This is a genomic window from Bradyrhizobium sp. 164, from assembly GCF_023073715.1.
Taxonomy (GTDB): domain Bacteria; phylum Pseudomonadota; class Alphaproteobacteria; order Rhizobiales; family Xanthobacteraceae; genus Bradyrhizobium.
Genome location: NZ_JADPKA010000026.1, coordinates 140,676 through 153,247, shown reverse-complemented (window position 1 = coordinate 153,247; position 12,572 = coordinate 140,676). Strand labels below are relative to the sequence as shown.

Genomic DNA, 12,572 nt, shown 5'->3' with positions numbered 1-12,572 from the left:
TCGCTTTCGAACGGTGCGCCGCCGCTTCAATCGAACCAGCCGCGCCGCTTGAACCAGATCAGCGGAAGCACGCCGCTGGCAATCACCGCAAGCCAGGCCAACGGATAGCCGAAGGTCCAGTCCAGCTCTGGTATGTGCTTGAAGTTCATGCCCCAGATGCCGACCAGGATGGTCGGCGGCACGCCGACAACGGAGACGATCGTCAGGATCTTGAACAGCTCGTTCTGCTGGATGTTGACGAAGCCGAGCACCGCATCGAGCAGCAGCTGGATCTTGTCGGACAGTCGTGTCTCGTAGTCGCTGAGTGAAACGACGTCCTTCGACACCGCCTCGAGACGTTTCTTCGACGCGGCCCTGATCCATTCACTGCCGACATCGCCGGCAAACGAGGCAACGCGGCCGACCCCGAGCAGGACATCGCGCGCCTTGGCCAGCCGGTCGGCCAGCTCGCCGATATTCTCCAGCGCCTCGCGCATCCTGCGGCTGGAGCGCACCGGACGTTGGGTGCGAACCAGCCCGCCCCTAAAGACGCCCCGCGAGAGCCGGTCCACCTTGGCGCCGAGATGCTCCAGGACATCGGCGCCACGGTCAACCATGGCCTCGAGCAGGCTGGTGAACACGCACATGCCGTTCTCCAGGCTGTCGTCGGAGCCGATGCGCTTGCCGACGTCGTCGAAGATCGGCAGCTCCGCAAAGCGCACCGTCACCAGAACATGCGGGCCAATGACGAACCCCACCGGCGTGATCTCGGCCTCCTTGTTTTCGCTGGGCCGGAGCGCGGGCGAGCTGAGATAGAGCGCCCCGTGGTCGAGGATCAGGCGGCTCGACGCCTCGATCTCGCTGAGGGACTCTTCCGAGGGAATGCGGATCCCGAGCAGTCGTTCGACGAACTGCTTTTCCTCGTCACTCGCGTTCAAGAGATCGGCCCAGATGATCTCCGAGGGCATTTCCGCACCGATGCCGTGCCAGTCGTCCGACGGCCACCTGTAAAGCTTAAGCAAGAACCGAACTCCGTGGCCGCGTCGTCATGCCGGATGGTCCATCCGGCCTTCATCCGTGCGGCTAACGCATGAGGGTTCCAAACGTTCAATGCCCTTGCGGCGCAGCTCCCTCGTCGCGGGCCTCACTCTGGACAGTTCGGCTTCCCGGTTACTCCCTCACTTTGCCACACACGCTTTGGTAGTTGCGAAAAAGGTTATTCTTCCAAATGAATCGACTCACGCGCCAACCACTATCCACAGCAGCCTAGCGATGGGTGACCTTACGTCCGCTTCCTGGCCACAACCGGACATAAGGCTTTGCCCGAAAGCGGAGTCGGCGTCGGCGCGGCCCCTCTATTTAGCGCTTGCAGAGCATCGGAATTGCGCGACGGCTGACGGAGGCGAAGGATCGCGTCGGCCGCGGCAATCACTCACCTAAGGGGCCCGCCTGTCTGCTTCGAGTCATCCGCGCCGTTTAGCCGCTTGGCCGGCTGAATCCGGTCCGTCTTCATGAGCCGACGCTAGCGAACCAGCCCGGCGACGCTATGGAGCAGGATCAGACACCTCGACCGCTCCCTCATGTCAAATCCCTTGGCACCTGCAACTAAATGCGTAGACTGGCCTCGATCGATCCAGGAGGGAAACTTGGCGATCGAGCGGCCAAACCGACGGTTGACCACGATCCTCGCGGCCGATGCAGTCGGCTATAGTCGGCTGGTGGCAACTGACGAGGAAGGTACGCTCGATCGCCTCCGAGTCATCCGCAAGAGCTTGATCGATCCTGTTATCGCGGCCCATCGCGGACGCATCGTCAAGACCACCGGAGATGGCTTGCTGGCCGAGTTCGCCTCGGTGGTGGATGCAGTTCGCTCGGCGGTCGATGTGCAACGGGCTATGGTCGAGAGCAACGCCGGCTTAGCACCGGATAGGCGTATCGAGTTCCGCATTGGCATCAACCTTGGCGACGTGGTCGTGGAGGACGATGGCGACCTCATGGGCGATGGGGTCAATGTGGCGGCGCGATTGGAGCAGATTGCCGAGCCTGGTGGTATCTGCCTGTCTAGTGCGGCCTATCACCAAGTACGTGGCAAAATGGACATCGCCGCACAAGATCGCGGCCAGCAGCAACTGAAGAACATCGCCGAGCCGGTGCAGGTCTATTCGCTTTCACCGATGCGCGCCGCAGCAACGGCGCCGCACACGGCCATCGCACCGCGGCTCTCCATCGTGGTCCTGCCCTTCGTCAACCTCGATGGCAACAGCGAGCAGGACTACTTCGTCGACGGTATCACTGAAAGTCTCACAACCGACCTGTCGCGCATTCCTGGAGCCTTCGTCATAGCTCGCAACACCGCCTTCACCTTCAAAAGCAAGCCAGTCGACGTCCGCGTAATCGGCCGCGAGCTTGGTGTGCGCTACGTGATGGAAGGCAGCGTGCAGGGCGGCGGCGACCGCGTACGCGTCAACGCGCAGCTCATCGACACCGAAACCGGCGCGCACCTTTGGGCCGAACGCTTCGACAAGCCGCGCGCCGATATCTTCGACATGCAAGATGAGATCACCACGCGCCTCGCCCGGACCGTGGGCATCCAGCTCGTTGCCGCGGAAGGCCGCCGGGCCGAGCGCGAACGGCCGAACAACATGGATGCCGTAGACTTGGCGATGCGCGGCTGGGCAATCCTCAACCAACCCTTGTCGCTGCGCCGCGACCGCGCGGCGTGCGACCTGTTCGACGCGGCGCTCAGGTTGGACCCTCGCAATGTCGAGGCGTTGGTCGGTCTCGCCTTCTATCATGGCAACGAACTTCGCACCTTTGCCTCGACCAATCGCGAGGAACAGCTACGTATCGCCCATACCGCGATCACTCAGGCATTGACGCTTGCTCCGGGCAACGCGCTGGCCCATTTCGTACACGCCAATGTCCTGCATGTCTCGGGCGCGACGGAGCGGTCGCTGCGCGAGCTTGAGTTCGCAATCGCGCTGGATCGCAATCTGGCCTGGGCCCATGCCGACGCAGGCTTCATGAAGGTGCTACTCGGACGCGCGGAAGAGGCAGAAGCCGATCTCATGAACGCAATCCGGCTGAGCCCCCGCGATCCCGGACTGGATCGCTGGCTTGCCCTGCTTGGGATCGCCGACCTCTTCCTCGGCCGGCTCGATTCAGCCCTAGACCGGCTGCGCAGATCAGTCGAAATAAATCCTAATGTTGCCATGCCGCATTTTTTCCTGGCCGCGGCCTCAGCGCTCAGCGGTCGCGCTACGGAGGCGCGGGAGGCGCGGAATGCCGGGCTTCGGTTGGACCCGAACTTTACCGTCGCTAGATTTCGCAACGAGCGGCGCAGTGAAAACCCGACCTTCCTGGCCCAGCGCGAGCGCATTTACGAGGGCCTAAGCTTGGCAGGTGTGCCGGAAGGATAGGCTCGCAGCGAGACGGTCCTGTCTGCATCGGGTCAAAAGCGTTGTTCTGGCTGCCCGCTAGTCACTTCCGGTCTGCACCGATAGGCGGACGATTTTGGAGGGTGTCGCCATCCACGATGAGGCAGCCGGGGCGAGCGAAGAGCCGCCGTGCTCCTAAACGCAAGATGCGAGACAGAAGCTCTGCGCCAATGTCTCAGTTGGGTCACAAAGGCGGCACCAGCGGACGGGCCCGGGTGTCCGCGTTACGATCGAAAGCAGCGATCCAATTCATCAATGCAAGGCTGATCGGGTGTCTGCCGGTGAGGTCCAAGGCGCCAGCAAGCCGGGCGGCGGCTTGCGCTTGTTGGAGGCCTGCTCATAGGCGTAGGCCAGACGCAGCAGCTTGTGCTCGCTCCAGGCACGGCCTGCGAAGGTGACGCCGAGCGGATAGTCTGGCGTGTCCTTGCCGTCGATCGTTCCCGAGATGAAGCCTCCGGGCACCATGACGCTGGGATAGCCTGCCCTCGCGGCGATCGCGGCGCCGGTGGCGCCTGCGAACAGCACCGCATCGAGCTTGTGCTCGTTCATGTAGGCATCCATGCCGCGCGTCTTGGCCGAGAGCAGATCCATGGCGCGCGCGGATTTGTACTCGCGCTCGCTGAGATCGCCCCTGGTCATGTCGGCGGCGAGGAAATGATCTTGGCCGAAACGCAGCGCCCTCTCCGCGTTCGCTTCGTTGAAGGCCACGATGTCGGCGATGCTCTTGATGTCCGTGTTTGTGGCCCATGTGTTCAAATAGAGATTGAGGTCGTGCTTCAGCTCATAGAGGAAGACGACCGGCGGCCTTGCGACAGTACCTTTTTGCTCGCTCAACGGATTGCGGTTGAGCACGGCCATGGTGGTGCCCGGTCCGCCGATCCAGCCGAGCGTCGGCATATTGGCGCGCACGATGACGGCGCCAAGATCCTCCAGCACCTTGATCGTCTCGGTCATGACCTTGATCCTGTCGGGCAGCAGCTTGCCGTAGAAGCAATCGTTCAGCGGGTCGGCCGGGTCGCTCGGCACGCCAATGCGCGCACCGTTCATCGTATCCCGCGCGAGGCCCGCAGTATAATCGGCAGGCCGCCGCTGCTTTTGCGTGGCCGGGTCGAGCGGGTCCTTGGCCGCCAGCACGTTCAGCAGCATCGCCGCGTCGCGCACGGTGCGCGTCATCGGCCCTGCAGTGTCCTGGCTGTGCGCGATCGGCACGATACCGGCACGGCTGATCAGCCCGACGGTCGGCTTGACGGTGACGAGGCCGTTCAGGCTGGCGGGGAACAGCAGCGAGCCCGAGGTCTCGGTGCCGATCGAAGCTGCGCACAGGCCTGCCGCCACCGCCACCGCCGAACCCGCGCTCGAGCCTCCGGGAGTCAGGATCGGGATGCCATGCTCGCCCATCAGCGCCGGCCCATAAGGATTCTTCACTTGACCACCCAGCGACGAGTAGCCGCCGGGCATGTCGACCGCGAGCATGTTGGAGAACTCGGTCAGGTTCGCCTTGCCGAGGATCACTGCGCCCGCGTCCCGCAGCAGCTTGACGATCGTGGCATCGTCCCGGGCGCGCGCGCCTTCCAGCGCCAGCGAGCCCGCCGTCGTCGGCTGTTTGTCTCCGGTCGCGATGTTGTCCTTCACCAGGATCGGGATGCCCGCCAGCGGCCGCCTGGCCGACGGTCTGCTGGTGTCGAGCTTGCCCGCGATCGCGAGCGCGTCGGGATTGAGCGCGCGCACGGCGTTGAGCGCGGGTCCGCCGCGATCGTAGGCCTCGATGCGCGCGAGGTAGGCTTTGGTCAGCGCCGTCGCGGTGACCTGCCCACTGGCCAGCGCCTGAGCGATATTGCTCAGTGGCGCATCGTCGAGCTTCAGAGGGGTCGTCGCCTCGCCGCTAGGGGCAGCCGCGACCATGCCAGCGTCGCGGCAGGATGGCTTCTTCACGGCGTGCCTCGCCTGACGGTGCGTCCCGAACCATGAGGCCGCGATGATGATATATTGCCAGTGTTTTGCCCGACGGGTCAACGTCCGAGCGCATCGCGCAGACCACCGAACCGCGCAACGCGTAAACCATTGAAATGACTATCCACGCCTACTGTGCATGGGGTTGTTTTTCAGGTTTTTGTTTTGGACACGCCAAACGATTGACCTCTTCCCGATGGGAAGAGGTCAAATTGGAAGCGACAGGCTCGACTTGAGCCGGCCCTTACTCCCAATACCAGGTCGAGAAATCATTCTCGTATTGCGGGACGTCCTTCCAGACGCCCTTCAGCTTCTTGTTGGTGATGGTGATCAGCTGCGGCTGGTACAGGTAGGCGGAGACGGCGTCGGTGGCCAGCATGCGCTGGGCGTCACCGAGAAGTTTTGCGCGAGCCGCCTCATCCGGCGTGGACACGATCTGCTTGTAGAGCGCGTTGAAGGCTTCGTTGTTGTAGCCGAGATAGTAGTCCGGCTCGGTAATCTTGACGAGGTCGAACGGCTCGACATGGCTGACGATGGTGAGCTCGAAATTGTGCGGACCATTGCCGGCGAACACCTGCGACAGCCATTGCGCCCATTCGACGTTCTCGATTTTGGCGACGATGCCGACCTTGGCGAGCTGGGCCGCGACGATCTCGCCGCCCTGCCGCGCATAGGACGGCGGCGGCAGCTTCAGCGAAAGCTCCAGCGGCGTGGTGACGCCGGCCTCGGCGAGCAGCTTCTTGGCCTTCTCGGGATCGTAGGGATTGATGCCGGTGGTGTCGACATAGCCGAGCGCGCCCGGCACGTAGAAGCTGCCGATCGGCGTGCCGAAACCGTCGACGGCGCCGTCGATCATCGCTTTGCGGTCGATCGCGGCGAGGATGGCGCGGCGGACGCGGACGTCGTCCAGCGGTTTCTTGCGGTGGTTGATCGCGACGATGGTCTTGGCCCTGGAGCCGCCGACCAGCACCGTGAACCGTGGATCGGCCTTGAACTGAGCGATGCTGCGCTGGGCCGACACGCGCGGGAACGCATCGACGTCGCCCGAGAGCAGCGCGGCGATCTGCGCCGCCGGATCCGAGATGAAGCGGATCGTCACCTTGGACAGCTTGATCGCCGCGGCGTTGCGATAGTCGGCCCATTTGCTCAGGGTGATCGAGGAGCCCTTGGCCCAGGCCCCTAACTGGTAAGGCCCGGTGCCGACCGGCTGTGTGATGTTGGTGGCAGCGCTCTTCGGCTCGACGATCGAGCCGCTGGCCTGCCCGAGCAGGAACGGCAGGTTCGGCTCGGAATTCTTCAGGGTGATCACGATCGTGTCGGCGTCGGGCGCCGCAACGGACTCGAAGCTCTGGAACAGGCTCTTGTCCTTGTTGGTGCTGGTCGGCACGGCGTTACGCTCGAACGAAAACTTCACCGCGGCGGAATCGAACGGCTCGCCGTTGTGGAATTTGACGCCCTTGCGCAGCTTGAACGTATAGGTCTTCAGGTCCGGCGAGGCGCTCCAGCTTTCGGCCAGCAGCGGCGAGACGGAGCCGTCCTCGTTGATCTTGGTCAGCGTCTCATAGATGTTGTAGAGCGTGACCTCGGCGATCGCGGCGGCGGCGGCGTTGGTGGGATCGAGACCCGGCGGCTCCAGCGCCATCGCCATGACGACGCTGTCCTTCTTGCTCTGCGCCAGCACCGGCAACGGCGCTGCGGCAAGCACGGCGGCGAATGCAACGATCGATAATTTCCTGAACATGCGCAACTCCCCGGCCATCTCTGTTCTTCAAGCCTACGCCAATCCTGCTCTGGAGACTAACCTTCCAGGGTCGGCCGGGGCAACGCCATCACCGCCTCCGTCTTGTGGCAGGCGGCAAGGTGCCCCTCGCCTACCTTGCGTAACTCAGGCAGGATCGCGCGGCAATGCTGGTCAGCGAGGGCACAGCGCGCGGCGTAGGGGCATCCGGTCGCCGCCGCCGATTGCGAGGCGGCCGCCTGGGCCCCGCGCCGCCGCCGGCCGCCGCCGGCGCGTGCCCGCGGCACGGCATCCAAGAGCGCGCGCGTATAGGGATGGGCGCAGTGCTCGAACAGGTCCTGCGGCCGGCCCTGTTCGACGATCCGGCCGAGATACATCACCGCAACCTCGTCGCAGAGATAGTCGACGACGGCGAGATCGTGGCTGATCAGGATGTAGCTGAGACCGAACTGCTCCTGGAGGTCCTGCATCAGGTTCAACACTTGCGCTTGCACGGAGACGTCGAGCGCGGAGACCGGCTCGTCGGCGACGATCAGCTTCGGCTGGGTGATCAGCGCACGCGCAATGGCGATGCGCTGGCGCTGCCCGCCGGAGAATTCGTGCGGATATTTGTCCATGTCGGCGTCGCGCAAGCCGACCTGGCGCAGCACTGCGGCGACGCGTTCGCGGAATTTGGTGCGATCCGCCTCCTCCAGCACGGTGAGGGGCTCGGCGACGATGCGGGCGATGGTTTGGCGCGGATCCAGCGAGCCGTAAGGGTCCTGGAACACCATCTGGAAATCACGCCTGGCACGGCGCAGTTCATCGGCAGAGATGCGGTTGAGATCGCAGCCGAGCAGCGCGACCTGCCCTGACGTCGGCCGCTCCAGCGCCATCACCAGCCGCGCGAAGGTCGACTTGCCGGAACCGGATTCGCCGACGACGCCGAGGCTCTTGCCCGCGGCGACCTGCACGCTCACGCCGTTCAGCGCGCGCACCTGCCCCGGCGGGCGAAACAGGCTTTCGCGCGGCAGCGTATAGCGCTGCTCGAGATCCTTCACCTCGAGAAGCAATCCGGCGGCGGTCATGCGATCAGCGCTCCGACGCGTTCGGCCATCGATACGTCGGTCCTGATGCAACGCACGCCATGGCCAGGTCCGACGTCCACCATCGGCGGCAACGCGGCACGACACTGATCGATCACCAGGGGACAGCGATCAGAGAAGGTGCAGCCGGACGGCAAATCGGCGAGCTCCGGCACTGTGCCCAAGATCGTCTTCAGCCGCGTCCCCTTGCGCGCACCGAGCTTCGGCCGGGCGCGGAACAGGCCCTGCGTATAGGGATGCCCCATGCGCCGGAACACCTCGTCGGTCGGTCCGCTCTCGACGACGGTGCCGCCGTACATCACCATCATGCGCTGCACGTTCTCGGCGATGACACCGAGATCGTGCGAGATCAGGATCATCGACATGCCGCGCTCCTCGACGAGATCAGCGATGAGGTCGAGGATCTGGCCCTGGATGGTGACGTCGAGCGCGGTGGTCGGCTCGTCCGCGATCAAGAGGTCCGGCTCGCAGGCGAGCGCCATCGCAATGGTGACACGCTGGCGCTGGCCGCCGGAAAACTGGTGCGGATAGGCGTCGACGCGCCTGATAGCATCGGGCAGCCCGACCCGGTCGAGCAAGGCGATGGTCTCGCGCCGCGCCTGTGACGCCGAATATTTCTTGTGACGCCGCAGCGGCTCGGCGACCTGGTGGCCGATCGTGTGCATCGGATTGAGCGCGGTCATCGGCTCCTGGAAGATCATGCTGATGCGGTTGCCGCGCAGGCGACAATAATCCGCATCCGAAAGCCCGACGAGCTCGTTGCCATCCAGCTTGATGCTGCCGCCGACCACCGCGCTGTCTGGCAGCAGCCCCATCAGCGATAACGCCGTGACCGACTTGCCGCAGCCGGATTCGCCGACGAGCCCGAGCGTCTCGCCGCGCTTAAGGGCAAAGCTGACGCCACGCACGGCCTGCGCCGGCCCGCGGCTGGTGTTGAGGCGCGCGCCGAGATTAGCGACCTCGATCAATGGCATGGTTGCGGAATCAGCCATTATTACCGCTCCCGCGCCAGTCTGGGATCGAGCAGGTCGCGCAATCCGTCACCAAGCAGATTGAGGCCGAGCACCGCGATCGCGATCGCAGCGCCGGGATAGACCGCGAGCATCGGCGACTGGAACAGCAGCGTCTGCGCATCGTTCAACATGCGGCCCCATGACGGCTGCGGCGGCTGCGTGCCGAGGCCGAGATAGGACAGTGCGGCTTCGGCGAGAATGGCAAGCGCGAACTGGATGGTGACCTGCACGATCAGGATCGACAGGATGTTGGGCAGCACGTGCTCGATCGTGATGCGGAAGCGCCCCTTGCCTGCCGCGCGCGCGGCCAGCACGAATTCGCGCGCCCAGATCGCGTTGGCCGAACCGCGCGTCAGCCGCGTCAGCGTCGGGATCTGGAAGATACCGATCGCGACGATCGAGGTCACCATGCCCGGTCCCAACACGGCGGCGAGCATGATCGCCGAGAGCACGGCCGGAAAGGCGAAGCTGAAATCGGCAAAGCGCATGATGATCTCTTCGGTCCAGCCGCGCCTGGCCGAGGCGATCAAGCCAAGGCAGACGCCGAAGCTGAGACCGATGCTCACCGCGATGATGCCGACCATGATGGTCGAACGCGCGCCAGCGAGCAGCAGCGAGACGATGTCTCGGCCGAAGGAATCGGTGCCGAGCCAGTGCGATGCCGACGGCGGCCGGAGTTTCGAGGCGATGTCGATCTCATAGGGCGACCACGGCGTCCACACCAGCGACAACAGCGCTGAGGCGAGCACCAGCAGGCTCAGCGCGCCGCCAAGCACGAAACTGCGATGGCGCAGCGCGCGGCGCCAGAACGTCCGAGCCGGCAGCGGCCGCGTCGCAATCGGCGCGTCGATGGTGAGGGGCTCGCTCACAGGTCGTGGACCTTGATGCGGGGATCGATGAAGGCATAGAGCACATCGACCACGAAATTGACGATGACGACCATGGCCGCGAGCAGCATCACGCAGTTGCGCACCACGATCAGGTCGCGGTTGGCGATCGACTGGAAGATCAGGCGGCCGAGGCCCGGCAGGTAGAACACGTTCTCGATCACGATGGTGCCGGCGAGCAGATTGGCGAATTGCAACCCCATCACGGTCATCACGGGGATCATGGCGTTACGCAGCACATGGCGCCACAGCACCTCGCGCTTGCCGAGGCCCTTCGCACGGGCTGTGCGGACGAAGTCCTCACGCAGCACCTCGAGCACGGCCGAGCGGGTGACCCGCGCGAGAATCGCGGCCTGCACCACCGCGAGCGAGATCGCCGGCAGCAGCAGCGACTTGATGCCCGACCAGAGGCCATCGTCCCAGCCGCCAAAGCCGCCCGCCGAGAGCCATTGCAGCCGCACCGAGAACAACAGGACCAAGAGGATCGCGAACCAGAAATTCGGCAGCGCGATGCCCACCTGCGTCAGTGACATCACGCCGACGTCGCCAAGCTTGTTGTGGTTGGCGGCGGTGTAGATGCCGGCGGAGAGCGCCAGCGTCACCGTGATCGTCATGGCCATGATCGCGAGCGGAATGGTCAGCACCAGCCGCTCCGCGATCAGGCTCGCGACCGGCGTGCCGTAGACATAGGAGTTGCCGAGATCTCCGACGAGGAGGCCCTTGATCCATTGCAGGTAGCGAACCGCCAGCGGCTGGTCGAGCCCGAGCTTGACGGTGAGCGCGCGGACTGCGTCCGGCGAGGCGTCGGCCCCCATCAGCATCTGCGCGGCGTTGCCGGGAAGCGCGTCGAGCACCAGGAAGATGATCAGCGATGCGCCGACCAGGGTCGCCAGCAAGGTCAACAGACGTCGGAGGACAAAGACGCTCATGCGCGCTCGGCTTCAGGGCTAGCAGGCACGATCAACATGTCCGGGTGCCGGAGGCAAGCCCTTTGCCGCATGCCCGTCGCCTCAGGCCGGCCAGCGGGACAGAAGGTCACTTGAAGCCTCGAACAGCGCGCTCACGCGCAGCAATTCGGCCTCGCCGCGGAAGCGGCCGACGAGCTGCAGCCCGATCGGCAGGCCGTCACGGCCGAAGCCGCAGGGCAGGCTGACGGCGGGATGCCCGGTCATGTTGAATAGCATGGTCCAGGGGAACCAATGCGGCCGGACGCTGTCGAACTGCTTGCCGTCGATCTCGATGGTGCCGAACAAATCCTGCTCGATCGGCAGCGCCGTGCGCGTGAGTGTCGGCATCGCCAGCAGGTGCCCGTGCGCAAGCAACGATTGCACCCGGCGGAACAGCGCGGTGCGCGCGAACATCGCGTCCTGGTATTCGACGCCGCTGACCTCGCTTGCGAGCGCGAGCTGCTTGCGAAAGGCCTCGCTCAGCTCGTCCCCGTGCTCTGCGGCGAGCTTTGCAAAGCGCGTGCGCCAGACCGTGTGGTTGATCGCGCGCCAGATTGGCTCTATGTCGAAGCCGTCGCCGGAGAACTCTTCAAGCTCGGCACCGAGCTCCGCCAGCCGATCAAGGCTCGCCTTGAAGCTGGCCGCGACGTCTAGCGACACTGGACGTCCGGGCGGCGAAGCACAGAACAGGATCTTCTGCCCGCGCAGATCGCCGTGCGGAGCGGCGGTGCCGATGAAATCAGGCACGGGGACGCCGATCGACCAGGGATCGCAAGGATCCTCGCCGGCCATCGCCTGCATCATCAGCGCGGTGTCGGCCACGGTGCGGGTGGTCGGCGTGACATAGGTTTGGTTGCCGAACACATCGAGCGCCTGGCTGTGCGGGACGACGCCGTTGCTCTGCTTCAGCCCAACCACGCCGTTGCAGGCGGCCGGAATCCGCGTCGAGCCGCCACCGTCCGTCGCGATTGCAAGCGGCGCGATGCCGCTCGCAACGGCAACCGCCGCGCCGCCGCTGGAGCCGCCGGAGGAACGGCGCGCATCCCACGCATTGCGGGTGCGGCCGAACAAGGGCGAGTCCGTCAGGCACTTGCTGCCGAATTCCGGCGTCGTGGTCTTGCCGATCAGGATCGCGCCTTCGCTGCGCAGCCGCGCCACCGCGACGGCATCCTCGTTCGGCACATTGTCCTTGTAGGGAACGGCGCCGAAGGTGGTCTTCACACCCTTGGTGTTGACGATATCCTTGACGGTGACGGGGATGCCGTGCAGCAGGCCGAGGGGCTCGCCGGTCATCATCTTGCGCTCGGCTTCGCGCGCCGCTGCGATCGCCTGGTCGCCGCATAAGGTGATGAAGCAGTTCAATTCGACCTGGAGCGCCTCGGCGCGCGCAAGCACGGCGCGGACGATCTCGACCGGCGAGATCCGCTTCCCGGCAAAGAGGCCGCGCAGTTCAGTGGCAGACAAAAAACAGGGATCATTGCTCATATCGAAGCCCCGCGTCATGGACGCTCGGACCTTGCCAGCTCGGGTCTATCC

At 64.9% G+C, this 12,572-nt stretch carries 9 protein-coding genes; 1 reads left to right on the top strand and 8 read right to left on the bottom strand.

Going from position 1 to position 12,572, the window contains the following annotated elements; genetic code table 11:
- Positions 1-26: 26 nt before the first annotated feature.
- Complete coding sequence (locus IVB01_RS08750; protein WP_247278206.1) at positions 27-1,001, bottom strand: magnesium transporter CorA family protein; 975 nt, start codon at positions 999-1,001, stop codon at positions 27-29.
- A 624-nt stretch (positions 1,002-1,625) separates the two neighbouring features.
- On the opposite strand from IVB01_RS08750, the gene IVB01_RS08745 reads away from it, so the two are divergent.
- Complete coding sequence (locus IVB01_RS08745) at positions 1,626-3,398, top strand: adenylate/guanylate cyclase domain-containing protein (RefSeq protein ID WP_247278207.1); 1,773 nt, start codon at positions 1,626-1,628, stop codon at positions 3,396-3,398.
- A gap of 270 nt (positions 3,399-3,668) precedes the next feature.
- Here IVB01_RS08745 and IVB01_RS08740 read toward each other — a convergent pair whose 3' ends face one another.
- From IVB01_RS08740 to IVB01_RS08710, 7 genes are all read right to left on the bottom strand, one after another.
- On the bottom strand, positions 3,669-5,318 hold the full coding sequence (locus IVB01_RS08740; protein WP_249809004.1) for an amidase family protein: 1,650 nt from the start codon (positions 5,316-5,318) through the stop codon (positions 3,669-3,671).
- 292 nt (positions 5,319-5,610) lie between these two features.
- Complete coding sequence (locus tag IVB01_RS08735) at positions 5,611-7,107, bottom strand: ABC transporter substrate-binding protein (RefSeq protein WP_247278209.1); 1,497 nt, start codon at positions 7,105-7,107, stop codon at positions 5,611-5,613.
- A 56-nt stretch (positions 7,108-7,163) separates the two neighbouring features.
- A complete protein-coding gene (locus IVB01_RS08730; protein WP_247278210.1) occupies positions 7,164-8,171 on the bottom strand; it encodes an oligopeptide/dipeptide ABC transporter ATP-binding protein in 1,008 nt (335 codons plus the stop codon).
- Entirely contained in the window at positions 8,168-9,181 is a 1,014-nt protein-coding gene (locus tag IVB01_RS08725; protein WP_247278211.1) for an ABC transporter ATP-binding protein, read from the bottom strand. Before IVB01_RS08725 ends, IVB01_RS08730 begins: the two co-directional genes overlap by 4 nt.
- A gap of 2 nt (positions 9,182-9,183) precedes the next feature.
- On the bottom strand, positions 9,184-10,071 hold the full coding sequence (locus IVB01_RS08720) for an ABC transporter permease (protein ID WP_247278212.1): 888 nt from the start codon (positions 10,069-10,071) through the stop codon (positions 9,184-9,186).
- Positions 10,068-11,018: an ABC transporter permease gene (locus IVB01_RS08715; RefSeq protein WP_247278213.1), complete on the bottom strand. Its 951-nt coding sequence runs from the start codon at positions 11,016-11,018 to the stop codon at positions 10,068-10,070. The genes IVB01_RS08720 and IVB01_RS08715 overlap by 4 nt, the downstream gene beginning before the upstream one ends.
- A gap of 81 nt (positions 11,019-11,099) precedes the next feature.
- The gene (locus tag IVB01_RS08710; protein WP_247494473.1) at positions 11,100-12,521 is read right to left on the bottom strand and encodes an amidase; all 1,422 of its coding nucleotides are present in this window, start codon (positions 12,519-12,521) and stop codon (positions 11,100-11,102) included.
- Positions 12,522-12,572 lie beyond the last annotated feature (51 nt).